Annotated in this window: 20 protein-coding genes; 10 read left to right on the top strand and 10 right to left on the bottom strand. The window is 74.0% G+C overall.

What is annotated here, in order from left to right; genetic code table 11:
- Window positions 1-89: 89 nt before the first annotated feature.
- Window positions 90-497 (bottom strand): hypothetical protein, encoded by a 408-nt coding sequence (locus ACFY15_RS19340; RefSeq protein ID WP_390825812.1) that lies wholly within the window; start codon window positions 495-497, stop codon window positions 90-92.
- A gap of 116 nt (window positions 498-613) precedes the next feature.
- Entirely contained in the window at window positions 614-1288 is a 675-nt protein-coding gene (locus tag ACFY15_RS19335) for a hypothetical protein (protein ID WP_390825811.1), read from the bottom strand.
- Window positions 1289-1872: 584 nt separating this feature from the next.
- On the opposite strand from ACFY15_RS19335, the gene ACFY15_RS19330 reads away from it, so the two are divergent.
- From ACFY15_RS19330 to ACFY15_RS19310, 5 genes are all read left to right on the top strand, one after another.
- The gene (locus tag ACFY15_RS19330; protein WP_390686714.1) at window positions 1873-3240 is read left to right on the top strand and encodes an MFS transporter; all 1368 of its coding nucleotides are present in this window, start codon (window positions 1873-1875) and stop codon (window positions 3238-3240) included.
- A gap of 13 nt (window positions 3241-3253) precedes the next feature.
- The gene (locus ACFY15_RS19325) at window positions 3254-5158 is read left to right on the top strand and encodes a helix-turn-helix domain-containing protein (RefSeq protein ID WP_390686399.1); all 1905 of its coding nucleotides are present in this window, start codon (window positions 3254-3256) and stop codon (window positions 5156-5158) included.
- Window positions 5159-5261: 103 nt separating this feature from the next.
- Window positions 5262-6206 carry an ABC transporter ATP-binding protein gene (locus ACFY15_RS19320; RefSeq protein ID WP_390686400.1) on the top strand — a complete coding sequence of 315 codons (945 nt, stop codon included), beginning with the start codon at window positions 5262-5264 and terminating at the stop codon, window positions 6204-6206.
- Window positions 6203-7192, top strand: a complete 990-nt coding sequence (locus tag ACFY15_RS19315; RefSeq protein WP_390825810.1) for an ABC transporter permease — start codon at window positions 6203-6205, stop codon at window positions 7190-7192. The genes ACFY15_RS19320 and ACFY15_RS19315 overlap by 4 nt, the downstream gene beginning before the upstream one ends.
- A 77-nt stretch (window positions 7193-7269) precedes the next feature.
- The gene (locus ACFY15_RS19310) at window positions 7270-7692 is read left to right on the top strand and encodes a GntR family transcriptional regulator (RefSeq protein ID WP_390686402.1); all 423 of its coding nucleotides are present in this window, start codon (window positions 7270-7272) and stop codon (window positions 7690-7692) included.
- A gap of 77 nt (window positions 7693-7769) precedes the next feature.
- Here the strand turns inward: ACFY15_RS19310 and ACFY15_RS19305 are convergent, their stop codons facing one another.
- Both ACFY15_RS19305 and ACFY15_RS19300 read right to left on the bottom strand, forming a co-directional pair.
- Window positions 7770-8147, bottom strand: coding sequence for a hypothetical protein (locus ACFY15_RS19305; protein WP_390686403.1), 378 nt, complete (start codon window positions 8145-8147; stop codon window positions 7770-7772).
- 99 nt (window positions 8148-8246) lie between these two features.
- Complete coding sequence (locus tag ACFY15_RS19300; RefSeq protein WP_390686404.1) at window positions 8247-9452, bottom strand: MFS transporter; 1206 nt, start codon at window positions 9450-9452, stop codon at window positions 8247-8249.
- A 72-nt stretch (window positions 9453-9524) separates the two neighbouring features.
- Here ACFY15_RS19300 and ACFY15_RS19295 point away from each other — a divergent pair, with 72 nt between their 5' ends.
- Together ACFY15_RS19295 and ACFY15_RS19290 are read left to right on the top strand one after the other, a co-directional pair.
- Window positions 9525-10280: a DeoR/GlpR family DNA-binding transcription regulator gene (locus tag ACFY15_RS19295; RefSeq protein ID WP_390686405.1), complete on the top strand. Its 756-nt coding sequence runs from the start codon at window positions 9525-9527 to the stop codon at window positions 10278-10280.
- 4 nt (window positions 10281-10284) lie between these two features.
- Window positions 10285-10902: an HAD family hydrolase gene (locus ACFY15_RS19290; protein WP_390686406.1), complete on the top strand. Its 618-nt coding sequence runs from the start codon at window positions 10285-10287 to the stop codon at window positions 10900-10902.
- Window positions 10903-10925: 23 nt separating this feature from the next.
- Here the strand turns inward: ACFY15_RS19290 and ACFY15_RS19285 are convergent, their stop codons facing one another.
- Complete coding sequence (locus ACFY15_RS19285) at window positions 10926-11672, bottom strand: SOS response-associated peptidase (RefSeq protein ID WP_390686407.1); 747 nt, start codon at window positions 11670-11672, stop codon at window positions 10926-10928.
- Window positions 11673-11724: 52 nt separating this feature from the next.
- A complete protein-coding gene (locus ACFY15_RS19280) occupies window positions 11725-12357 on the bottom strand; it encodes a pyridoxamine 5'-phosphate oxidase family protein (protein ID WP_390686408.1) in 633 nt (210 codons plus the stop codon).
- Window positions 12358-12582: 225 nt separating this feature from the next.
- Here ACFY15_RS19280 and ACFY15_RS19275 point away from each other — a divergent pair, with 225 nt between their 5' ends.
- From ACFY15_RS19275 to ACFY15_RS19265, 3 genes are all read left to right on the top strand, one after another.
- Window positions 12583-12834 (top strand): hypothetical protein, encoded by a 252-nt coding sequence (locus tag ACFY15_RS19275; RefSeq protein ID WP_390686409.1) that lies wholly within the window; start codon window positions 12583-12585, stop codon window positions 12832-12834.
- 162 nt (window positions 12835-12996) lie between these two features.
- On the top strand, window positions 12997-13497 hold the full coding sequence (locus ACFY15_RS19270; protein WP_390686410.1) for a hypothetical protein: 501 nt from the start codon (window positions 12997-12999) through the stop codon (window positions 13495-13497).
- A gap of 136 nt (window positions 13498-13633) precedes the next feature.
- On the top strand, window positions 13634-15742 hold the full coding sequence (locus ACFY15_RS19265) for a SpoIIE family protein phosphatase (RefSeq protein ID WP_390686411.1): 2109 nt from the start codon (window positions 13634-13636) through the stop codon (window positions 15740-15742).
- Between the two features lie 6 nt (window positions 15743-15748).
- Here ACFY15_RS19265 and ACFY15_RS19260 read toward each other — a convergent pair whose 3' ends face one another.
- The 4 genes from ACFY15_RS19260 to ACFY15_RS19245 all read right to left on the bottom strand — a co-directional run bounded on the left by ACFY15_RS19260 (window position 15749) and on the right by ACFY15_RS19245 (window position 23172).
- Window positions 15749-16948 carry a PP2C family protein-serine/threonine phosphatase gene (locus tag ACFY15_RS19260; RefSeq protein ID WP_390686412.1) on the bottom strand — a complete coding sequence of 400 codons (1200 nt, stop codon included), beginning with the start codon at window positions 16946-16948 and terminating at the stop codon, window positions 15749-15751.
- 100 nt (window positions 16949-17048) lie between these two features.
- Window positions 17049-19106 carry a prolyl oligopeptidase family protein gene (locus ACFY15_RS19255; protein WP_390686413.1) on the bottom strand — a complete coding sequence of 686 codons (2058 nt, stop codon included), beginning with the start codon at window positions 19104-19106 and terminating at the stop codon, window positions 17049-17051.
- Window positions 19107-19168: 62 nt separating this feature from the next.
- On the bottom strand, window positions 19169-20083 hold the full coding sequence (locus ACFY15_RS19250) for an aldo/keto reductase (protein ID WP_390686414.1): 915 nt from the start codon (window positions 20081-20083) through the stop codon (window positions 19169-19171).
- Between the two features lie 179 nt (window positions 20084-20262).
- Window positions 20263-23172: a TIM-barrel domain-containing protein gene (locus ACFY15_RS19245; protein ID WP_390686415.1), complete on the bottom strand. Its 2910-nt coding sequence runs from the start codon at window positions 23170-23172 to the stop codon at window positions 20263-20265.
- Between the last annotated feature and the right edge of the window lie 134 nt (window positions 23173-23306).

The raw sequence follows: 23306 nt of genomic DNA, 5'->3' as shown, positions 1-23306 counted from the left end.
CTGACACTTCCCCTGGCACACCTGTCGGTTGTCCTCAAGCGGTGAAGCCAGGGTCTCGATCGACCCCGAATATCGGATTTCACATCAAATCAGGCACTTTTGGCGGGGCCGGCTTCGGGATTTTGAAGGTGAAAGTCAGCACGAGGCAGTCCTCGGAGCAGGTTAGTTGACCCATGACGGACATTTCCGCATCCCCGGCAATAGGCCGTGATGAATCCGGCCTTCCCCTTCGCCCCAGGTGCTTCGTACCTGCCGTCGTCCGTGGTCTTGGCGTAGCGGACCTTGACCACGAAGTCGGCCTGGCGGCCGTTCTTGATGGCCGATCCCCAGTACTCAAGGTTGCGCTGCTGATCGGACAGCTTGTCGGGCTTGCCCTTGAGAGCGGCGTTGATCAGCCTGCAGCTCGTGATGCCGTGCGACCGGGAGAAGTGCTGCCACCCGAGCTCGGAGTTTCCCGTCCGCGTGGGGACGCGACGGCTGTCCCAATCCGTCTGCACGCACCTCTCCGTCGTGTCCCAGGACTCGAGCGGGGCGCCGGCCGGAGCGGCTCACAGCAGCGCCACGACAGCCACCAGCACGGCCACCCCGTAGTGATGCGGCGGACACGTAGCCGTCAGGCCCAGTTGGTCAGGTCGTAGACGGCTTCGCAGAAGGGGTCGAGGGCGTCGTGGGTTCGGTGAGCGGCCAGGGTCGCGGGTTCCTCCGGGTGCAGGAGGGCGATGAGCTTGGTCGAGGCCCACCACTGGACCGGTGGCAGGGTTCCGTGATCCGTCAGGGGAAGGTCGACGCCGATGGTGCGGCCCTCATGGTCGAGGTAGACACGGACGACGCCGGGGTGGTGGTGGTCGAAGCCTGCCAGGACATACAGCTCGGGGGCCGCGGAGGGCGTCGCGCCGTGCCAGAGCGGGTCGCCGGCGAGGTCGGCGACGAGGTAGTCGATGCCGTCGTCCAGGGTAATCTCGGCCGCTTCGGGAACGACCGAGCCGACCAACTCGGCCACGTCGACGTACGGAATCCCCTGCCGTTCGGCGGCAACAGACACCGTTCCCCCGGCGAGTCCCCCCGCCGTACGGCGCAAAGCGCCGACATACCACCAACTACCGCGCTCCCGGCCGAAGCTCGTCGGCAGGTCCACAAGGACGTTCCGCCCGGCGGTGTCGGCGAGACGGACGCGGATGCGCTCCCCGTCCGGCCGCACCAGCGCGCGGATGCGCCAGTCGGTGGCCGGAACGGGGACGCCGACGAACCGGCGCAGTACCAGAAGGACCTCGGTGAAGTGGTCATCCACGGGTGCGCCCTCCGCGATCTCGTCCAGTGGCCAGTGCGGGTCGTCACAGGTCGTTGACCCAGTCTGGGCAGACGGTCTGACCCACGCAGTACGCGGTCACCGTCCCCAGCGGGCGCCCGTCAGGGGTCCTCTCACCTCCGGGCCCCCGATCGCCACGCTCAGCACCGTCACCATCGGGGAGCGGGATCCGTGCCGGGATGAGCCGCCGAGCGGCAGCGGGCTACGGTTCCGGCCCGGCTTCCCATTTGCGCCCCTCTGCCGCCACACGCGCCTCGCTCAACGCTGCGTAACCAGCACCGAACCAGCACGGGTGCGGAGATGAGGGGTGATGACGTGGGGTTTAAGGTCAGCACCGAACCAGCACGGGAGTCAGCACCGGCCCTCCAAGACGGGCGGAATTCTGCAAATCCGACGCGATACGGAGGGTCTGGTTCCGGCGGGAATCGGCCATCGAGGGTTACGTGGGGGCGGCGCACACAAGACGGCGGCCGATTATGATGGTCCGCCACATATGCCGCTGACCTGGGGACTTCTACGTTGTGGCGACACCCGACGTCCCCGCAGACCCCCTGGAAGTGGTGCACATGGTCTCCCCCGCAGCGAGCAGAACGAGTCCGTCCGGCATACGCAGGATCGTCGCCGCGAGTCTCATCGGGACCACCATCGAGTGGTACGACTTCTTCCTCTACGGATCCGCCGCCGCCCTCGTCTTCAACACCCTGTTCTTCCCCGCCAGCGACCCCCTCGTCGGAACCCTGCTGGCGTTCCTGACCTACGCCGTCGGGTTCGCCGCGCGGCCGCTGGGCGGGGTCGTGTTCGGGCACTTCGGGGACCGGATCGGGCGCAAGAGGCTGCTGGTGGTGAGCCTGCTCATGATGGGCGGGGCCACCTTCGCCATAGGGCTGCTGCCCACCCATGCGAGCGTCGGCGGGGCCGCGCCCGTGCTGCTGACCGTGCTGCGGCTGGTGCAGGGGTTCGCGCTGGGCGGGGAGTGGGGCGGGGCCGTGCTGCTCGTCGCCGAACACGGGGACGACCGCAGCCGCGGGTTCTGGGCCTCGTGGCCGCAGGCCGGGGCGCCCGGCGGGAACCTGCTGGCCACCGGGGTGCTGGCGCTGCTGGCCGCCGTGCAGTCGGACGAGGCGTTCCTCGCCTGGGGGTGGCGGGTTCCGTTCCTGCTGTCCGGGGTGCTGGTGGTGGTGGGGCTGTGGATCCGAGTCTCGGTGTCCGAGTCACCGGCGTTCCTGGAGGCGCGGGCCCGGGCCGAGGCCGAGGAGGCGGCGGGGCGGCGGCAGCGGACGCCGGTGGTCGAGGTGTTCCGGTCCCATGGGCGCGACGTGGTCACCGCCATCGGGGTCCGGCTGGGGGAGAACGTCTCCTACTACGTCCTCACCGCGTTCCTGCTCGTGTACGTCACCGTCCACCTGCACCTGCCCAAGTCGGACGCCCTCAACGCCGTGCTGATCGGCTCGGCCGTGCACTTCGTGACCATCCCGCTGTGGGGGGCGCTGTCGGACCGGATCGGGCGGCGGGCGGTGACCCTGGTGGGGTCGGCCGGGATGGCCGTGTGGGCGTTCGCCTTCTTCGCCCTGCTCGACTCGCGGTCCTTCGCCGTGATCGCCGTCGCCGTGACGGCCGGGCTGCTGCTGCACGGGGCGATGTACGGGCCGCAGGCGGCGTTCATCTCGGAGATGTTCGACACCCGAGTGCGGTACTCCGGCGCCTCGATGGGCTCCCAGCTCGCCTCGCTCCTCGGCGGGGCTCTGGCGCCGATCGTCGCCGTCGAGCTGCTCAAGTCGTACGGGTCGTCCGTCCCGGTCTCCGTGTACCTGTGCGCGGCGGCGCTGGTCACGACGATCGCCGCGGTCGCCGCCCGTGAGACGAGGGGCCGCAGCCTCACCGGGTCCCGCGCGGCCGTTGCGGCGGCCACGGCGGGCTCCTCCGTCGGGCGTTGAGCGGCGGGCCCGTATGCTCGGCGGCGTGAGCGAGGCGGGGCTGCGGGAGCTGCTCGGGCTGCTGGCCCAGGGCGCGCCGGCCGAGGAGTTCTCCCGGCCGGCGGCGTCCGCGCGCGCGGCGGGCGCCTCCGCCGCCGAGCTGGCCGCCCTGGAGGAGGCCACCGGGGTGGCCCTGGAGGTCCACCGGACGCTGGCCCAGCACCGGACGCGCGAGGCCGAGCTGACCGCGCTGTTCGACACGGCGGGCGACCTCGCGGCGCTGCGGGACCTGGACGCGGTGCTGCGGGCCATCACCCACCGGGCCAAGCAGCTGCTGCACACCGACGTCACCTACCTCTCCCTCAACGACGAGGCCGCCGGCGACACCTTCATGCGGGTCACCGACGGCTCGGTCTCGGCGGCGTTCCAGCAGCTGCGGCTCGGCATGGGCGAGGGGCTCGGCGGGCTGGTCGCGCAGACCGCCCGCCCGTACGCCACGGGCGACTACCAGCGCGACCCCCGGTTCCGGCACACCGGTCCCATCGACAGCGCGGTCGGCGAGGAGGACCTGCACGCCATCCTGGGCGTGCCGCTGCGCCTGGGCGCGAAGGTGATCGGGGTGCTGTTCGCCGCCGACCGCAGCCCGCGCGAGTTCAGCCCGCGGGAGGTGGCACTGCTGTCCTCACTCGCCGATCACGCCGCCATCGCCATCGACGGGGCCCGGCTGCTGGAGGAGACCCGCCGGGCACTGGCCGAACTGGGCGTCGCCTCCCGCACCATCCAGGAGAGCAGCGACGCGCTGCGCCGGGCGGAGGAGGCGCACGACCGGCTCACGGGCCTGGTCCTGCGCGGCGGTGACCTCGGCGAGGTGGCCGCGGCCATCGGCGCGCTCCTCGACGGGGGCACCCTCGTCCACGACGCCGACGGGACGGAGCTGGCCCGCTCGCGGACCCGTCCCGCGGCGCCGCCGGCCCGCGCCGTGACCGCCTCCCGGACCAGCGGGCGGGCGGTCGCGGAGGACGGTGCCTGGGTGTGCGCCGTGCTGGCCGGTCCCGAGCTCCTGGGCAGCGTCACGCTGACCGGCCGGCCCGGGCTGGACGAGGCCGGGCGGCGGCTGTTCGAACGGGCCGCGATGGTCACCGCCCTGCTGCTGCTCCTGCGGCGTTCGGTCGCGCAGACCGAGGACCGGATCCGCGGGGAGCTGCTCGGAGACCTCCTCGGCCCGTCCGGGGATCCGGCCGGGCTGGCCGAACGCGCCCGCCGGCTGGGGGTCGACCTGGCCCGCCCGCACGCCCTGTTCGTCCTGCACAGCGACACCGCCCCGCGCCCCCGGCTGCTCGCGGCCGCCGCGCACCAGGCGCGGGAGCGCCGGGGGCTGGCGGGGGTGCACCACGACCACGCCGTACTGCTGGCCCCCTCGCAGGCCCCGGGCGCGGACGCCGCCGGGCTGGCGGCGGCGCTGGGCCGGGCCGTGGGGGCACCGGTGACGGTGGGCGCGGCGCAGGCGGAGGACGGACCCGCCGCACTGCCCGCCGCCCACGCGGAGGCCCTGCGCTGCCTGACGACGCTGTGCGCACTGGGCCGGACCGGAGACGGCAGCACCCTCTCCGAGCTCGGGTTCCTCGGCGTGCTCCTGGGCGACCGGCCGGACCTGTCCGGGTATGTGCGGGCGGCGCTCGGGCCCGTGCTGGACTACGACGCCCGGCGCGGCAGCGACCTGCTCCACACGCTGCGGGTCTACTTCGCCTCGGGCATGAGCCAGGCCCGGGCCAAGGAGGCGCTGCACGTCCACGTGAACACCGTGGTGCAGCGCCTGGAGCGGATCGGCCGCCTCCTCGGCCCCGACTGGCAGTCGCCCGACCGCGCCCTGGAGCTCCAGCTCGCCCTGCGCCTGCACCAGGTGTCCGTCCCGCAGCCCCCGGGGCCCGCGTCCTCCTGAGCTCCCGCCACAACACGCGGCGGCCCGGCCGCTGTTTGACAGGGCCGCACCATGAGTCCATGATTCCATTAGTTCCCTAGTGGATTCACGGAAAGGGGGAGCCGTGTGCGATACGACCGCATCCGCCGCGGCAGGAACCCGCTGGGCCCTCGAGGCCCGCGGGCTGGGCCGGAGGTACCGGCGCGACTGGGCTCTGAAGGACTGTTCCTTCCGGATCCCGGCGGGCCGGGTCGCCGCCCTGGTGGGGCCCAACGGAGCCGGCAAGAGCACTCTGCTGGCCCTGGCGGCCGGCCTTCTGGAGCCCTCGGCCGGTGAGGTGCGGGTCTTCGGGGCCCCCGTCACCGAGCCGGCGACCATGGCCCGGTGGGCCTACCTCGGGCAGGACAAACCGCTGTTCAAGCGGTTCACCGTCGCGGAGCACCTGCGGATGGGCCAGGAGCTCAACCCGGGCTGGGACCAGGAGGCGGCCGAGCGGATCGTCCTCTCCGGGCAGGTTCCGCTCCGGGCCCGCGCCGGGGACCTTTCGGGCGGCCAGCGGACCCGGGTGGCGTTCGCGCTGGCCTTCGGGAAGCGGCCGGAACTGCTCCTGCTGGACGAGCCGATGGCCGACCTCGACCCGGTCGCCCGGGAGGACCTGGGCGCGCTGCTGCTGTCGGAGGCCGCCCGGCACGGGACGACCGTGCTGATGTCCTCCCACCTGCTGACCGAGATCGAGGACATGTGCGACTACGTCCTCGTGCTCGACGGCGGCCGCATGCGGATGGCGGGCGAGACCGACGAACTGGTGCCGATGCACACCCTGGTCAGCGGGGTGGCGGCGGACGACGGCCCGCCCGCCGCCCTGGACGCGCACACCGTCGTCGAAGTACGCACCTCCGGGCGCCACTTCTCCGCCCTCGTGCGGCGCGAGGGGCCACTGGACCCCGCGTGGCAGCTGTCGGAGCCGAGCACGGAGGAGGTCCTGCTCGCCTATCTCCGCTCCCCGGACGCACCCGCGCTCCTCTCCCCCACCGCCGTCCCCTGCCACCGGAAGGATGCCTCCGCATGACCACGTCCTCCCCCGCCCCGGCCGCGACCCGGCCGGCCGCCGCGCCCGGCCGCCCGCGCCGGCTGCGCGGCCTCGCCTGGCTCCTGGCCCGTCGGCACCGCACCGCGCTGGTCCTCTGCGCCGCCGCGACCGTCCTCGGCTCGGCCTGGATGCTCTACCAGCGGGCCGTCATGCTGGACGTCCTGCACGCCGCCCACTGGCCCGCCGTGCCGGGCGACAGCATCGACCCGCTCGTCCGCAACCGGGCGGCCGAGGAGCTGAACTCCTTCGGCAACGCCCTGGCGTACCTGCCGCTGCTCTTCGGCGTCTTCCTCGGCGCCCCGCTCATCGCCGCCGACCGCGAGGAGGGGACCGCCCGGCTCGTCACCACGCAGTCCGTCCCCCGGGGCCGCTGGCTGCGGTGGAAGCTGGGCTTCGCGCTGGCGCTGGCGGCGGTGACGACGGGGGTCCTCGGCCTGGTGTACGGCTGGTGGTGGCGGTCGGCCGGACCGCTCGCTGCCGCCGACTGGCTGAACGGCGGACTCTTCGCCTCCAGCGGTCCCGTCCTGGTGGCGACGGCCCTGTTCACCACCTCGCTGGGCATCGCCGTCGGGGCGCTGCTGCGCCGGGCCGTGCCCGCCATGGCCCTCACCTTCCTCCTCTCGGGCATGGCCCTCTTCGCGTGCGACGTCCTCAAGGACGGGCTCGCCACGCCGCGCCGGCTGGTCACCCCGATCGGCGGGCCGCCGCCGAGGACGTGGGACGTGGTGCAGGTGGACCAGTGGGTCGGAACCGCCTCCGGACGGCTCTACGGATGGAGCACCTGCGTCCACGACGCCTCGCCCGACAGCTGCCGGGCGTCACTCGGGATCGTCAACCAGGTGGCGGAGTACTTCGGCCAGGACCAGATGGCGGGCATGCAGTGGACCGCCGCCGGGATCCTGCTGGGGCTCGCCGCGGTCCTCGTGGGGGCGTTCCTGGGGTGGAGCCGCAAGGGCGCCCTGTGAGCCGGAGCGGGCACTGAACACCGCCCGGACACCCCCTAGGCTGGACCGGAATCCCCGATGATCAAGGAGGCGGCACCGTGGTCGTGTTTCGCATCGAACGCCGCAGCGGCCTGCCCGCCTACCTCCAGATCGTCCGGCAGGTGGAACAGGCGCTGCGCATGGGGGCGCTGGCCGAGGGGGACAAGCTGCCCACCGCGGCGCAGGTCGCCGCCACCACGAAGGTCAACCCCAACACCACCCTCAAGGCCTACCGGGAGCTGGAGCGCTCCGGCCTGGTCGAGGTGCGCCAGGGATCGGGCACGTTCATCACCCGCTCCCTCGCCAGCCCGCAGACCGCTCCGGAGTCGCCGCTGCGGACCCGGCTCGGGGAGTGGATACGGGAGGCGCGCGAACAGGGTCTGACCGCCCGCGACGTGAGCACCCTGTTCGACACGGTGCTCGGCGAGAACTACCCGTCCGCCGAGCCGCCCCCCGCAGCCGCCGCCCCGCCTCCGGGGTGACCCGGACCCCGGCGCCGAACGGCAGGGCGGCGCCCCCTCCTCGGACAGGGGACGCCGCCGGCCTTGAGGCCCCCGCGTCAGTAGGTGTAGCTCAGGCCCGACTTGTACGGGGTCAGGGTGCGCTGGGACACCACGCCGCGGTAGGTGTACCAGCCCCACTTCTTGCACATCGTCTGGTAGCTCAGGGTGTTGAACGCGCCCGAACCCACGCGCACGCGCGGGTAGATGACGTTGTCGCCCCAGTCCCCGCCGGCCGGCCCGCTCGAATAGGTGTCGACGGCCCAGTAGACGCCGACGACCGACCCGCCGGCCGGGCAGTTCCAGCTGCCGAAGTTGACCCAGACGTTCCCGCCCGACCAGGCGCTGGCCGGGGCGGCACCGAGGCCGACGACCCCCAGTGCCATGAGCGAGCCCGCCAGCACGGAACGGGACTTACGCAGCAGTGATCCAGGCATGTGACCTCCCCAGTGACGGCCGCGCTCGATGGTGCGCCGCCGCGTGCAGCACCCTCCCATACCGGCCACATGATTGTCCGACTTTCGTCGAAACGACTCTCAAGTCAAACTATTGCGTGACACACAGGCGTTCGAGCCTGGGGTCGGGCGGAGTGCGGGCGCGGCCAGGGCTGCGAAGGCACAGCAGGCCACGGGGAGCAGGAGGGCCGGGCCGAGCGGGACGAGGCGGGTGAGCGGGCCGATGACGGCCGGGCCCGCGAGCATGCCCAGGTAGCCGAGTCCCGCGACGCGCGAGACGTTGGCGCCGGCGGCGTCCGGATCGGCGTGGCCGGCGGCGCTGAACAGCTGCGGGACGCAGCCGGAGAGGCCGGCGCCGAAGAGGGTCCAGCCGGCGAGGGCGACGGGGACGGCGGGCGCGGCGACGGCCAGGGCCAGCCCGCTCCCGGCGAGTGCGGCGCCGCGCCGCAGGACGGCGACCGGGCCGATCCGGGCGGCGACGCGGTCGGCGAGGAGGCGGCCGGCGGTCATGGCGGTGGCGAAGGCGCCATAGGCGAGCGCGGCGGTGGGGGGAGCCGCATCGAAGGAGTCCCGCAGGTGGAGCACGCTCCAGTCGTTGGCGACGCCCTCGCAGAGCATCAGGACGAAGGCCAGCACGGCGAGCGTCCGGATGCGCGGCGGCGTACGGCGACGGGTCCGGGCGGACGTCGGCGCGGGCGTGGCCGCGGGCTCCTTCGGCAGGAGGGCGGGGGCGAGGAGGAGCGCGAGGAGGACTCCGGCGAGCGCGGTGGCGCCCAGGGTGACGGCGGTGGGCAGGCCGGCGCCGAGCGCGAGGGCTCCGGCCAGGGCGGCGAGCACGCCGCCGACGGAGAACACGGCGTGGAAGGCGGACATGACGGGCCGCCCGTATCCGCGTTCGACCTGGACGGCGTGGGTGTTCATGGCGACGTCCAGGCAGCCGTTGCCGAAGCCGAGCAGCAGCAGGGCCCCGCCCAGGGCCGGGGCGCCGGCGGCCAGGGCGGGCAGGACCACCGCGGCGCTGCACAGCCCCGCGCCGGCGGGGACGACCAGGCGGGCACCGAGGCGGTCGGCGAGCGGGCCCGCGAGCCGCATCCCGGCGAAGGCCCCGGCGCCGAGGAGCAGCAGGAGCCAGCCCAGCAGGGCGTGTCCGACGCCGGTGCGCCGTTCCACCGCGGGGATGTGGACGATCCACATCCCCATGACGAATCCGTTGAGGGCGAAGCAGGCGGTGGTGGCCCCCCGCGCCCTCCTAAGTGCGGCCGTCGGTGCGGCTTTCCCGATCTTCATGGTTTCGAACATAACAAACACCTTGCATGTTCGAAACTTGCTTTTCAAACACTCTGAATGTTCAATCGGGGTATGAGTGCAGACCGCCTGAGGCAGATCACCGACGCCGTGCGCGCCAGTGGCAGCCGTAGCGTCGCCGAGCTCGCGGAGCTCACCGGCGCCTCCGAGATGACGATTCGGCGCGACCTGGAGGCCCTGGCCGAACAGGGGGTGCTGGAGCGCTACCGGGGCGGAGCCCGCAGCCTTCTGCTGCGCGGCGAGGAGGTCCCCTTCCCGCTGCGCGCCCGCGACGGCCTGGAGGTGAAACGGCGCCTCGCCGCCGAGGTCGCCGCCCTGCTGGCGGACGGGGAGTCGGTCGTCCTGGACAGCGGGACCACCTGCCTGGAGGTGGCCCGTGCGCTGCACCCGCGCAGAATGACGGTCATGCCGCTGTCGCTGCACGCCGCCAACGCCCTGGCCGACGCGCCCCGGCTGACGCTGCTGCTGCCGGGCGGGGCGCCGCGGCGCGGCGAGCTGGCTCTGACCGGTCCGCTGACGGAGGCCTCCCTGGCGGCGCTGCGCTTCGACACGGCCGTCATCGGCTGCTGCGGTCTGACTGCGGCCGACGGGCTCACCGCCTACGACCTGGCCGACGCCGCCGTCAAGCGGGCGGCGATCGCCTCGGCCCGCCGGGTCGTCGCGGTCGCCGAGTCGCAGAAGCTCTCGCGCACCGCCCTCGCCCATGTCCTGCCGGCCTCCGCGCTGCACGCCGTCGTCACCGACGAGGCGGCCCCTCGGGACGCGACCGACTCGCTGGCGGCGGCCGGCGTGACCGTACGGAAGGTGTGACGGGATGAGCGAGACGGACGGGACCCCCGGGACCCTGCTCTTCGACCTGTTCGGCGTCATCGCCCGGGTGCAGTCCCCGGCGGGGAAGACCCGGCTCGTCGAGACGGCCGCCGTGCCCGAGGCGCCGTTCTGGGAGGCCTACTGGTCCCTGCGGCCGCCCTACGACGCCGGCCGGGTGACCGGCCCCGGCTACTGGGGCCTGGTCGCCCATGCGCTCGGCACCCGCTTCGACGTGGCCCGGACGGCCGCGCTCGTCGAGGCCGACGTCGCGAGCTGGAGCGCGGTGGACGAGGAGATGGTGGCGCTGATCGGGGAACTGGCCGCGTCCGGGCGCACGGTCGCCCTGCTGTCGAACATCCCGGAGGAGCTGGCCAGGCACTACGAGCGCCACCACCCCTGGCTCGCGCACTTCCGGGTGCGCGCCCTGTCCTGCCGCATCGGCCGGGCCAAGCCCGACCCGGCCGCCTACGAGTGGTGCCTGCGCGAGCTCGACGTCGCGGGCGACGCAGTCCTGTTCGTCGACGACCGCGAGGAGAACGTCCGCGCCGCCCGCGCCCTCGGCCTGCACGGCCACGTCTTCACCTCGGCGTCCGCCCTGCGCGAGGCACTCGGCCTCTCCTGAAACCCGCCGGGCGCCCGGAACGGCTACGCGCCCGGCGGGGCGGGGGCGTCGGTGAGGAGGTGGGGGCCGTTGTTGCGGACGCTGTTGACGGCCGTGGTGACCGCGCGGGCCTCCAGGAGTCCGTCGGCCGGGGTGGTGAGGAGGGCGCGGAGAGAGGCCGGGTCCTCGTGGGCGGGGTCCAGCCAGGCGTCGTAGCGGGCCGGGGAGAGGGCCAGGGGCATGCGGGGGTGGACGCGGCCCGCGGCGTCGGTGGCCTCGGTGGTGATGACGGTGCAGGTCGCCCACCAGGCGGCCGGGTCGTCCGGGTCGGCGACGGAGGGGTCGCGCCAGAACTCGTACAGGCCCGCCATGGCCATCACCGCGCCGTCCTGCGGGCTGATGAAGTACGGCTGCTTGTAGGCCTTCGCAGTCGCGGTGGCCGGGACTGCCTCCCACTCGTAGAAGCCGTCGGCGGGCAGCAGGCAGCGGCGCTTGGCGAAGGCCCGGCGGTAGGCGGGCTTCTCCCCCACCGTCTCGACCCGGGCGTTGATCATCCTGGCGCCGCCGTCCGCGGTCTTCGACCAGGAGGGCACCAGCCCCCAGCGCAGGGGCCGCAGCCGCCGCTCCAGGAGCCCGCTCTCGCGGTCGGCGCGCTCCAGCACGGCCCAGACCGTGTCGGTGGGGGCGACGTTCCAGCTCGGCGGGAGGACCAGGTCCGGGCCGGGCGGGAGGGCGCCGAAGAGGCCCGTCAGGTCTTCGGGGCTGCGGGTGGAGACGTAACGGCCGCACATGGCTCCAGCCTGCCACGCGGCCCCGCCCCCGGGCACGGGCGCGGGGGCGGTGTCAGGCGTACAGGTCGTTCTGGGCGTACCGGGGGCCGTAGTAGGCCTCCAGTTCCTCCAGCGGCCGGTCGGTCTTCTCCAGGCTCTTGGAGATCCTCGCGCGGGAGGGCGCCGCATCGGGGTCCCAGGTCTCCGTCCGCCACAGCCCGGAGCGCAGGAAGGCCCGGGAGCAGTGGAAGTAGATCTCCTCGGTCTCCACGAGGAGAGCGATCGAGGGCCGGTGGCCCTTGACTGTCATCGTGTCGAAGAACGGCGCGTCGCGCAGCAGCCGGGCGCGGCCGTTGACGCGGAGGGTGTCGCCCCGGCCGGGGACCAGGAAGAGCAGGCCGACCCGCGGGTTGGCCAGGATGTTGCGGTAGCTGTCGGCGCGGCGGTTGCCGGGGCGGTCCGGGATCACGAGGGTGGTGTCGTCGAGGACCTGGGCGAAGCCGGGCGGGTCGCCCTTCGGGGAGACGTCGCAGCTGCCGTCGGCGGCCGAGGTGGCGAGCAGGCAGAGCGGAGACCGGGCGATCCACTGCCGGTGGTGCTCGTGCAGGGACGGCCGCGCCTTCGCGGCGGCCACCGGCTCCACCGGGCCGAGCAGGTCCCTCAGTTCGGCCTCGGAGGTGATCTCCACGGCTCCCGTCGTCCCCACTGTCTGTCTCCCCCTGGTCGGACCGCACGGCCGGATCTCCGCGCCGGACGGCCGGCGCGGCACTCCGACTATCCCATGATCTTTCCTCGGGGCGTCACACCGGACGGCGTCCGGGGAGCGGCCGGGCCGCCGCCCGGGACGGGCGGGCAGGCGGAGGGGCCGGCGGGCAGTCAGACGGCGGCGCGTCCGGATGCGGTCGCCCCTGGCCGGATCCAGGGTGGAGGGATGGAGCACGCGCCGATCGTCGTCCACCGCGTCTCCCCGTCGGGCGGCCGCCGGGTGAGCCTGCGCGCCGGAGGCCGCGAGACGGTCCTGGGCGTCGCGCACTCGGACCCCGACGTCATCGAGTTCCTGCGCCGCGCCGAGGTGCCGGACCCCGACGAGGTGGTCCTCGGCGGCACCCCGGCCCTGATCGAGTGGCAGGGCGACGCGCCGCACGCCTACGAGGCCGAACCGGCGGACACGGACATTCCCTGACCCACTCCGCGGCCCCGCATCATGGACCGCCGCATTCCGGCCATGCTTGACACGGGCATGACATCGCTCATGACTTCTCGAGGACCCTGTGGGACGCTCCCTGGCGCACTCGGTACCGCCCTCGCACCACACCCCCACAAGGACGTGTCACGGAGGAGCGACATGATGCACCGCGCGAAACTCGCCGTAGCGGCCCTGGCCCTCGCGGCCACCGTCGGCAGTGTGACGAGCGCCGCCGCCCTGGGCCCCGCCGCCGGTCAGCTGCTTGACGGCGTCATCGTGGTCTCGGGCAACACCTGCACCTGGACCAACGCCCGTACCAGCGCCAATCCCCCCACCGCCCTCACCGTCGACCGCACCAGCATCAACAAGCCCGGAGGGAACCTCGCCTGCAACGGCGGGATCACCGCCACCCTCAACAACAACCCGGCCTTCACGTTCGACGACGCGGCCGCCACCGCCCGGACGGACCTGATCGACATCACCGGGCAGCAGAGCTTCGTCTCCTGCCGCTACAAGGCCTCGAACCTCGTGTGGGACCGCGACGGGACCACCGGGAAGTACGTCAACCGCGCCTTCACCGCCACCAAGGTCTCGGGCAGCTTCCTGTGCCCGGGCTCCGTCACCACGGCGGCCGGGGGCGCCTCCATGCTCTTCCACTGACCGGCCGGCCGGGACACCGCACGGCGCGGCGGTGCCCCGGCCCCTCACCGGCGGCCCCGATGGCCCCCGCCGGGTCGCCGGGCCGGATGCGGGGGCTCAGCATGGAAGGAGCACCGTCCGGGTGAGGAGGCCGGTGATGGCCGATGCGAAGCCCGCTCCGCCGGCCGAAGGCCCCGGGGAGCAGCCCCCTGCCCCCCGGCCCGCTCCGTCCCCGCCGGCCGGGACCCCCTCGGCGGGCGGCCTGCTGGACGTCCTCGGGGTGGCCGCGGTGGTTCTGGACTCGGAGGGCCGCATCCGCCTGTGGAGCCCGCAGGCCGCCGCCCTGTTCGGCTATCCGGCCGAGGAGGCGCTGGGCCGGTTCGCGGCGACGCTGCTGGTGGAGGAGGAAAACCGCGACGAGGTCCTCGGACTGTTCGCCCGGGTGATGGCGGGCGAGGGCGCCTGGGCGGGGTCCTTCCCGATGCGGCACCGCGACGGGCACACGGTCGTCGTCGAGTTCCGCAACATGCGGCTCCAGGCCGACCACGGCGGGACGTACGCGCTCGGGCTCGCCTCCGAGCAGGCCACCCTGCGCCGGGTCGAGCGCGACCTGGCGCTCTCCCTCCGGATGGTCGACCAGTCCCCCATCGGGCTGGCCGTGTTCGACGTCGACCTGCGCTACGTCCTGGTCAACCCGGCCCTGGAACGGCTCAACGGAGTGCCGTCCGAACGGCACCTCGGGCAGCGTATCGGCGACATACTGCCCTTCCTGGACGGGCCCGCGGTCGAGGCCCGGATGCACGAGGTCATGGAGACGGGCGTGCCGGTCCTGGACGACTTCACCACCGGCCGGGTCTCCGGGGACACGCGCGAGCGCGCCTGGCTGGTGTCGATCTACCGGCTGGAGGACCAGGCCTCCCGGGTGATCGGCGTCGCCGTGTCGGTCGTGGACGTCACCGAGCAGCACCGGGCCGCCGTCTCGGCCGCCCACGCCCGGCGCCGCCTGTCGCTGATCGCGGACGCCTCGGTGCGCATCGGCACCACCCTCGACCTGGACATCACCGCCCGGGAGCTGGCCGACGTCGCCGTGCCGGAGATCGCCGACATCGCCGCCGTCGACGTCCTCGACACCGTGCTGACCGGCGGCCGGCCGGGCGACGGACCGGACGAGCGGGCCGTACGCTTCCGGGCTCTGGCGGTGAAGGCCGGCTACCGCACCCCCGCCGAGGACGCCGCCGACCCCGTCGGGGACGTGTCGTTGTACCGCACCGACCGGCTGGTGACCCGCTGCGCCCAGACCGCCCGGCCCGTCCTCGTACCGCACGTCACGCCGGAGGACCTGCCGCGGATCGCCCGCGACGAGGAGGCCGCCCGGCTGCTGGGTGAGGCGGGGGTCCACTCGTACCTCGCGGTCCCGCTGATCGCCCGCAGCCAGGTGCTGGGCACCCTCGACCTCAAGCGCGCCCGCAACCCCGCGCCGTTCGGCCAGGACGACGTCCTGCTCGCCTCCGAACTGGCCGCCCACGCCGCGGTGTCCATCGACAACGCCCGCTGGTACCAGCGCCAGCGCCACGCCGCCCTCGCCCTCCAGCGCCACCTGCTGCCGCAGCACCCGCCGGACGCCCCCGGACTGGACATCGCCTACCGCTACCAGCCGGCCCGGGCGGCCGACGAGACCGGCGGCGACTGGTTCGATGTCATCCCGCTCACCGGCGACCGGACCGCGCTGGTCGTCGGCGACGTGATGGGCAGCGGCATCAACGCCGCCGCCACCATGGGACAGCTGCGCGCCACGGCCCGGGCGCTGGGCCGCCTCGGCCTCGATCCGGCGACGGTCCTCACCCACCTCGACGCCGCGACCGCCGACCTCGGCGAGGCCATGGCCACCTGCGTCTACGCCGTGTACGACCCGCACTCGCGGCTGTGCCACATCGCCACAGCCGGCCACCTGCCGCCCGTGCACCTGCGCAACGGACGCCATCCGAGGCTGCTCCAGCTGACGACGGCCGTACCCCTGGGCGTCGGCGGGATCCCCTTCCACACCACCGCCTTCACCCTGGAGCAGGGCGACGAGCTGGTCCTCTACACCGACGGGCTGGTCGAGACCCGCGACCAGGACATCGACACCCGGCTGCTGACCCTGACCGACCTGCTGGCGGGCCCGCACCGCCCGATCGAGGAGACCTGCGACCTGCTGCTGTCCGCCCTGCGCCGCCCCGACACGCACGACGACGTCGCCCTGCTCATCGCCCGCGCCCGCGCGTAGGCCGCCTCACGGGTGCGCCGGCCGGGCGCGGATGCGGGCCGCGAGGACCGCGACGTCGTCCTCGGCGTGGCGGGCGTCGAGGCCCGCCACGACCGCGTCCGCCGCCTCCGCCGCTCCGGCGCAGGCCGGCAGGCGCAGGGCCGTCAGCCGGGCCAGGGAGGCGTCGATGTCCTCGCCGCGCCGCTCGACGAGCCCGTCGGTGTAGAGGACCAGCGTCTCCGGCTCCGTGAAGGGGTGCGCCACGGACTCGTACCCGCCCAGGCCCGTGCCCAGCGGCGGGCCGACCGGTACGTCCAGCAGCCGGCCGGTGCCGTCGGCGGCGAACACCGCGGGCGGCAGGTGGCCGGCACTCGCGAAGAGGGCGGTGCCACGCGCCGGGTCGACGCGCACGAGCAGGCAGGTCGCGGGGCGGCGGGCCGCGTCGTCGGCGACGAGGGTGTCGAGCTGGCGCAGCACCCGGTGCGGGGCGAGCTCGGTGGCGGCCACCTCGCGCAGCGTGGAGCGGTAGGCGTTCATGTCCACGGCGGCGTCCAGGCCGTGGCCCATCACGTCGCCGACCACCAGCAGGGTCCGTCCGAAGTGCAGCCGGACCGTCTCGAACCAGTCCCCGCCGACCAGGGCGCTGGTGCCGACCGGCAGGTAGCGGCCGGCGATCAGCAGGTTCGGGTGGGGCCGGCCCGGGTCGGCGACGAGGGCCCGCTGGAGGTCGAGCGCGACGCGCTCGGTGGCGGCGAGCCGGCGGGCGTGGCGCAGGTGCACGGCCGCGACGCGCGCCGCGAAGTGCACGGCGGCGGCCTCGCGGTCGGTGAAGGCGGCGCCGGTGCGCACCGCGATCAGGGTCCCGTACGAGGTGCCGTGCCGGGCCAGCGCCGTGGAGAGGCCGTGCACCGGGGCGCCGTGCGGGCCGAGGGTCCAGCTGCGCAGGGGGTGGCCCTCGTCGACCGCGCGGACGGCGGGCCGTCCGGACGGCCCCCGTACGGGGGCGCGGAGCAGGCGGAGGTCTCCCGCCGCGGCGACGCGCTCGGTGCGGCCCTCGGTGTTGAGGTCGACGGCCGCCGCGTCGCACAGGGTGCCCAGGAGGAGCGCGGCCAGCTCCCGGCAGGTGGCCGCCTCGTCGTCGCCCGTGCCGATCGCCTCCAGGGTCTCGGCCGGCGACGGCGCCCGGTACGGGGCCCGGCCGGCCGGGTGGCCGTCGCGTTCCGACACGTGTCCTCCGCTTCCGCGCCCGGCCGGCGGCCCGGTGCGTGCCGTCGGCCGGTCCATTCCACCAGGCCGGGCGCGGCGGACGGGGCAGCGCGCCGGGCGGTCACCTCGGCGGGGTCAGGTGCTCCCGGAGGAAGGTGTGCACGAGTGCCTCGTTGAAGGCGGTCTGCTGGTGGTCGGTGGCTCCGGAGTGGCCGCCGCCGAGGTGTTCGTGGAAGAGGACGGGGTGCCCCGCCTCCCGCAGCCGGGCGGCCATCTTGCGGGCGTGTCCGGGATGGACGCGGTCGTCGCGGGTGGAGGTGAGCAGGAGCAGCGGCGGGTACGGGGGGCCGTCGGTGCGGATCCGGTGGTAGGGGGAGAGGGCTTCGAGGTGGGGCCGGTCCGCGGGGTCGTCGGGATCGCCGTACTCGGCGGTCCAGCTGGCTCCGGCGAGGAGCTTGTGGAAGCGGAGCATGTCGAGCAGGGGGACGTGGGCGACGACCGCGCCGAAGAGCTCGGGCTCGCGGGTGAGCATCGCGCCCATGAGGAGGCCGCCGTTGCTGCCGCCCTCGATGCCGAGCTGGGCGGGGGTGGTGATGCCCCGGGCGGTGAGGTCGCGGGCGACGGCGGCGAAGTCCTCGTAGGCCCGGACCCGGTTCGCGCCGAGGGCGGCCTGGTGCCAGGCGGGCCCGTACTCGCGTCCGCCCCGGATCCCGGCGACGACGTACGTGCCGCCGCGCGCGAGCCAGGCGCGGCCGGTGACGGCGCTGTAGTGGGGGACCATCGAGATCTCGAAGCCGCCGTACCCGTAGAGCAGGGCGGGGCCAGGGCCGGGGCGGTCCTCGGGCCCGATGACGAAGTAGGGCACGCGGGTGCCGTCGGGCGAGGTGGCGAAGTACCGGCTCACGGTGAGTCCGGCGGTGTCGAAGAGGGCGGCGGCCTGCTTGAGGATCTCGCTGCCGTCGGTCCCGGCCTCGCCGCGGTAGAGGGTGGAGGGCTGGAGGTAGCCGGTGACGTCGAGGAGGTACTCGTCGCTCTCGTCCGGGTCGGTGCAGGTCACGGTGGCCGTCGACAGGGGCGGTACGCCGCCCAGGGGCGCCCGGGTCCAGCCGCCGGGTCCGGGGGTGAGGAGTTCCAGGCGGGAGGAGACGTCGGCGCGGGTGCGCAGGATGAGGTGGTTGCGCGTCCAGCTGTGGCCGGCGAGGGCGGTGCGCTCGTCCGGGGTGAACAGGACCTGCGGGCTCCTGTCCCCCGCCCGGTAGGCGTCGAAGCCGAAGGCGAGGAGGCTGCCGGCGGGGTGTCCGAGCCAGGGCGAGCGGGGGTTGACCAGGAGCCACTCGCGGTGGACGTCGGTGACGGCGTCGTCCGGTACGTCGATCTTCTCCGGCGGGGCGGCGGGGTCCTCGGGGAGGAGGAACAGCTCCTGGTTCCAGAAGTCGATGCTGCGGACGGCGAAGTCCCGTTCGAAGCCCGGGGTGTGGTCGCGCCAGCCGGTGGCGGAGAGGTCCGTGGGGCGGCCCTCGTGGACGAGCTCGGCCTCGTGCAGGGGGGTGCCGCGGCGCCAGCGGCGGACCTGGAGGGGGTAACCGGAGGCGGACAGGGTGCCGGGGCCGAAATCGGTGCCGATCCAGAGGTGGTCGCGGTCGATCCACCCGACCCGGGTCTTGGCCTCCTCGACGGTGAAGCCGTCCTCGACGAACTCCAGCGTCTCCAGGTCGAACTCGCGCACCACACAGGCGTCGGCGCCGTCCCGCGAGAGCATGACGAGGGCGTGGCGGTGGCCGGGGGCCAGGACGCTGCTGCCGGCCCAGGCCCATTTCTCGCCCTCGGCCCCGGCGAGCGCGTCCAGGTCGAGGACGGTCTCCCAGTCCGGGTGGTCGGTGCGGTACTCCTCCAGGCCGGTGCGGCGCCAGACGCCGCGCAGGTGGTCCGCGTCCTGCCAGAAGTTGTAGAGGTGGGGGCCGCGCCGGACGACGTAGGGGATCCGTCCGTCGTCGTCGAGGACCTCGCGCACCTCGCGCTCCAGGACCTTGAACGCGGGGTCGGCGGTCAGTGCGGCGACCGTCTCGGCGTTGCGCTCCCGCACCCAGGAGAGGGCGGCCTCGCCGGTCACGTCCTCCAGCCAGAGATAGGGGTCGTCGGGGGATCCGGGCACGGGGTCGCGGGGGGCTTCATCGCTCATCCGCCGATTGTGCCGGACGCCGCCGGGAGGACGGGCCGTCGCCCGCCCGCCCCGGCGAGCGTTCAGGCCTCCGCGTGGTGGAGGGCGTCCAGGCGGGCCAGGTCGTCCTCGGTCAGACGCAGGGCGCCCGCGGCCACGTTGGCGTCGAGGTGGCGGGGGTTGCCGGTGCCGGGAATGGCCAGGACGTGGGGGCCGCGGTGCAGGGTCCAGGCAAGGCGGACCTGTGCGGTGCTCGCCCCGTGGGCCCGGGCGACGGCCGCCAGCTCCTCGCTCTCCGCGGCGCCGGCGCCGTGCTCGCGTCCGGCGGCGGCGATCGAGTAGAAGGGCACGAAGGCGATGCCCTGCTCGCCGCAGAAGCGGACGAACTCGTCCTGCTCGGGGCGTACGCCGATGCCGTACATGTTCTGCACGCAGACGACCGGGGCGATCGCCCGGGCCTGGGCGAGTTGCTCGGGGGTGACGTTGGAGACGCCGAGGTGGCGGATCAGCCCGGCGTCACGGAGTTCGGCGAGCGCGCCGAAGCGGTCGGCGACGGAGTCGGTGCCGAGGACGCGCAGGTTCACCAGGTCGAGGTGGTCGCGGCCGAGCTGGCGGAGGTTCTCCTCGACCTGGCCGCGCAGCTCGCGCGGGGTGCGGGCGTGCTCGGCCCATTCCCCGGAGGAGTCGCGGCGGGGGCCGACCTTGGTGGCGATGACCAGGTCGTCGGGGTAGCGGCCGCCCAGGGCGCTGTTGATCAGCTCGTTGGCGGAGCGCAGCGGGGAGAAGTAGAAGGCGGCGGTGTCGATGTGGTTCACGCCGAGTTCGACGGCGCGGCGCAGCACGGCCGTCGCCCGCGCGCGGTCGCCCGGCACGGAGTCGGCCTGGAGGGCGGGGCCGTCCTGGGGTATGCGCATCGCCCCGAAGCCGATGCGGTTGACCGTCATGTCCCCCAGGGTCCAGGTGCCCGAGGCGGCCGCGGTGATCGTTTCTGTGGTCATCCGGGGATGATCTCCCGCTCGGCGCTCCGCGCACCAGCGATTTCGCGGACCGGAAGCGGAGTGGCACCGTCTGCTCCCGGCTGGTGGACGGTGCCCGCGGAATCGTCTGTGGGCGGGTGGGGCGCGGCTCCGGGCGGTGGTGGCCCGGCCCGGCGTCGGGCCGGGCCGGGGCGGTGGGGTCAGGGGGTGGGGGCCGCGCGGGCGGGGAGGGGTGCGGGGCGGCCGGTCAGGGTGATTTCCGCGGCGCTGGTCCAGGGGCCGCGGCCGCCCGCCTCGGTCAGGGCTCGTAGTCGCAGGTAGCGCCCCGTGCGGGGGGTGAGGGGGACGGTTTTTGCGGCTGCGGTGTCGGGGAAGGTGCCGGTGGCGGCCGGGGTGCCCCAGTCGGCGGTGGTGTCGGAGACGTAGACCTCGTAGCCGCCGATCCGGCCGTTGACGCCGCCGTCCTGGCGGGGCAGGTAGCCGAGGCCGTCGACGGTGTAGCGGGCGCCGAGGTCGATCCGGATCTCGTGCGGCAGGGCGGCCGGCTTGTTCGAGGACCAGGCGGTGTGCCAGAGGGTGGCGGGGTCGCCGTCGAAGGCGTTGACGGCGGCGCCGTTCTCGGCGGCCGTCTCCTGGCTGTCGGCGGAGACCAGGGTCCAGGCGGACTGGGAGATGGGGGACGAGGTGGCCGGGATCGGGCCGGCGGTGGGGATCGTGGTGCCGGTGGCTGTGACGGTGAAGGCGGTCGTCTTCTGGCCGGTCTTGATCCAGAGGACGCCGCCCCGGTCGGCCGGGTCGAAGAACCAGCCGGTGGCGGCGGAGTCGTAGGCGCTCTTGCTCGCGAGGCGCGTCAGGGCCGTGCCGTCCGCGGTGAGGGCCGCGGGGGCGGCGGCCACGTGAAGGGTGAGCTCGTAGCCGCGGGCGGCCTGCTGTCCGGCATAGCTGCCGGTGGGGGCGCCGACGGAGACGGTGACCGTGCCGGAGCCGCTCTCCGGGGCGGTGACGTCGACGCGCTGGCGGGCGTAGGCCCCGGAGGCGTAGGCACGGGTGCGGCCGTCGTCCTCGTAGAGGCTGAAGGAGGACGTGCCGCGCGGGTGGATGTCGTAGGTGAGGGTGGAGAGGGGCTTCTCCCCCGTGTGGTTCATCTGCGGCCACATCGGCACGACGGCACCGCCCTTGACGAAGAGCGGCAGGGTGTCGAGGGGGGCCTGGTAGCCGTTCAGCCAGCCGGGCCCGGCGTACGTCCTGCCCGTCCAGTAGTCCGTCCAGGTGCCGGCGGGCAGGTAGATGCCGTCGCGGACGGAGGTGTCGGAGACGACGGGCGCGACGAGGAAGGAGTCCCCGGCCATGAACTGGCCGCTGGTGAGGTTGCCGCGGGCCACCGGGTCGTCGGGGTACTCGAGGACCATGGCGCGCGTGCTGGGGACGCCGGTGTCGTGGGCGACGCGGCTCATCGTGTACAGGTACGGCATCAGCCGCATCTTCAGCTGGAGGTACTTGCGGTTGACGGAGAGGTACGGCTCGGCGAAGCGCCAGGGCTGCTTGTCCTGGTAGCCGGCCGACGGGTTGACGGCGCCCCAGCCCGACATGGTCATGAAGGCGGGGGTGAAGGCCTTCCACTGGAGGTCGCGGGCGTATGTCCTGGGGCTGCCGCCGAAGATGCCGTCGACGTCCCCGGAGGCGTAGTTGAGGCCGGAGAGGCCGGCTCCTGCGATGGCCGGGACGTGCCAGCGCATGTCGTCCCAGGTGCCGTAGGTGTCCCCGGTCCAGACGACGGCGTTGCGCTGGGTGCCGGCCCAGCCGTCGACGGTCCAGACGTAGCGGCGGGCGTCGGAGTTCTTCTCGATGCCGTCGACGGCCTGCTGGACGCCCTGGAAGGCGGACTTGTAGCCGCCGCCGATCCAGGCCACGTCGGTCTTGACCCCGCGCGTGCCGGCCGTGCCCACCTCGTCGGCGATGGAGCCGAGGCCGGTGGAGGTCCACAGGCCGGTCTGGAAGCCCTTCGCCCTGAGGGCGTCGACCGTGGACTTCAGGGGCGCGGTGTAACCGCAGCCGTAGCCGTCGTTGGGCAGGAACCAGCCCGAGGGCATGTCGGCGGCGCGGGCGTCGGCGGCGTAGCCGACCACGTCCGGGGTGGTCTGGTGACGCAGGCGGTCGTGGTCGCCCTGGTAGGCGGGGTTGGAGGCGTTGAAGCAGTCGGCGTTGCCGAGTTCCATGCCCCACATCGGCGCCAGGAAGGGTTTGCCGCTGACGTCGGTGTACGCGTCGAGGACGGACTTGAGGGAGTCGCCCGTGAAGTACCAGGCGTCGAAGCGGTTCTCGTCGTGGGTGAGGGTGGTGGGGGCGTTGAAGGCGTACGAGCCGGGGGCCCAGGTGTTGCGCATGACGCCGTAGTCGTTGGTGGACATGTAGAAGGGGGCGGGGCTCGCGTTGTTGTTCTCCCGCCACTTGTTGTCGACGGCCACGGGCACGGTCTTCCCGCGCAGCGCCCATTCGCCCAGGCGCAGGCCGGTGCCGTAGAACTGCTCGTCGGCGCCGCGGGCCAGGGTCTGGACGGTCTTGCCTCCGCCCCATTTCGTGGGCTGGGTCTCCTGCCAGACGGGGGTGGAGTCGTCCGCGCGGTAGACGGAGAACATCAGGGGCGACTTGTTGACCCGGATGGAGAGCGAGCCGGTGGTGATCCGGTAGTACGTGCCCGCGTCCGTGTAGCGCGCGGCCACCGGGCCGAAGTCGGTGGTGGGGGCGAGGTCGGATCCGGCCGGGTCGTCGGTGAAGGAGCCGTCCGGGGAGAGCCAGAGCCGGAAGATGTCGGCGCGGGCGACCGTCACCCGGGCCTTGGCGCCGCTGGTGGTGCTCACCGTGAAGGTGCCGCCCGACTGGGACAGGGCGGTGGCCGAGCCGGCGGTCGTGGACGGGGCGGCCGGGGCGGTGGCCGCCCGGGCGGTGGCCGGGCCGGCGGCCGCGAGGCCCGCGACGGCGAGGGTTCCGGCGAGGAGGGCCGCGAGGCGGCTGCGGGCCGGGGTCGGGGGGTGCGGGGGGTGGTGCCGGGTGCGGGGGCGCTCGTGCCTCGTGGTCGGTCTCGTCGTGCTCGGCGGAGGCGTCTGACTCATGGGGCAGCTCCTCGTGCGGTCCGGAGGGCGGACAACCGCTGTGGCATGCACCCGGAAAGATAGCGACCCCGGCGGAGTTGGTGAAGGAACTTGCTCGAAATGATGCGTGCTCACGCAGCTTCGAGCATTTTCCG

It is taken from the genome of Streptomyces sp. NPDC001373 (assembly GCF_042895815.1).
GTDB lineage: Bacteria > Actinomycetota > Actinomycetes > Streptomycetales > Streptomycetaceae > Streptomyces.
The sequence above is the reverse complement of the archived record's forward strand: the minus strand, read 5'-3'. Positions and strand labels throughout refer to the sequence as shown.

What these genes read in the sequence shown, in the direction of transcription:
- ACFY15_RS19330 (WP_390686714.1), top strand. Translation starts at nt 1,873, where the DNA reads ATGGTCTCCCCCGCAGCGAGCAGAACGAGTCCGTCCGGCATACGCAGG.
- ACFY15_RS19325 (WP_390686399.1), top strand. Translation starts at nt 3,254, where the DNA reads ATGCTCGGCGGCGTGAGCGAGGCGGGGCTGCGGGAGCTGCTCGGGCTG.
- ACFY15_RS19315 (WP_390825810.1), top strand. Translation starts at nt 6,203, where the DNA reads ATGACCACGTCCTCCCCCGCCCCGGCCGCGACCCGGCCGGCCGCCGCG.
- ACFY15_RS19305 (WP_390686403.1), bottom strand. Translation starts at nt 8,147, where the DNA reads ATGCCTGGATCACTGCTGCGTAAGTCCCGTTCCGTGCTGGCGGGCTCG.
- ACFY15_RS19300 (WP_390686404.1), bottom strand. Translation starts at nt 9,452, where the DNA reads ATGAAGATCGGGAAAGCCGCACCGACGGCCGCACTTAGGAGGGCGCGG.
- ACFY15_RS19295 (WP_390686405.1), top strand. Translation starts at nt 9,525, where the DNA reads ATGAGTGCAGACCGCCTGAGGCAGATCACCGACGCCGTGCGCGCCAGT.
- ACFY15_RS19290 (WP_390686406.1), top strand. Translation starts at nt 10,285, where the DNA reads ATGAGCGAGACGGACGGGACCCCCGGGACCCTGCTCTTCGACCTGTTC.
- ACFY15_RS19285 (WP_390686407.1), bottom strand. Translation starts at nt 11,672, where the DNA reads ATGTGCGGCCGTTACGTCTCCACCCGCAGCCCCGAAGACCTGACGGGC.
- ACFY15_RS19275 (WP_390686409.1), top strand. Translation starts at nt 12,583, where the DNA reads ATGGAGCACGCGCCGATCGTCGTCCACCGCGTCTCCCCGTCGGGCGGC.
- ACFY15_RS19270 (WP_390686410.1), top strand. Translation starts at nt 12,997, where the DNA reads ATGATGCACCGCGCGAAACTCGCCGTAGCGGCCCTGGCCCTCGCGGCC.
- ACFY15_RS19265 (WP_390686411.1), top strand. Translation starts at nt 13,634, where the DNA reads ATGGCCGATGCGAAGCCCGCTCCGCCGGCCGAAGGCCCCGGGGAGCAG.
- ACFY15_RS19255 (WP_390686413.1), bottom strand. Translation starts at nt 19,106, where the DNA reads ATGAGCGATGAAGCCCCCCGCGACCCCGTGCCCGGATCCCCCGACGAC.
- ACFY15_RS19250 (WP_390686414.1), bottom strand. Translation starts at nt 20,083, where the DNA reads ATGACCACAGAAACGATCACCGCGGCCGCCTCGGGCACCTGGACCCTG.
- ACFY15_RS19245 (WP_390686415.1), bottom strand. Translation starts at nt 23,172, where the DNA reads ATGAGTCAGACGCCTCCGCCGAGCACGACGAGACCGACCACGAGGCAC.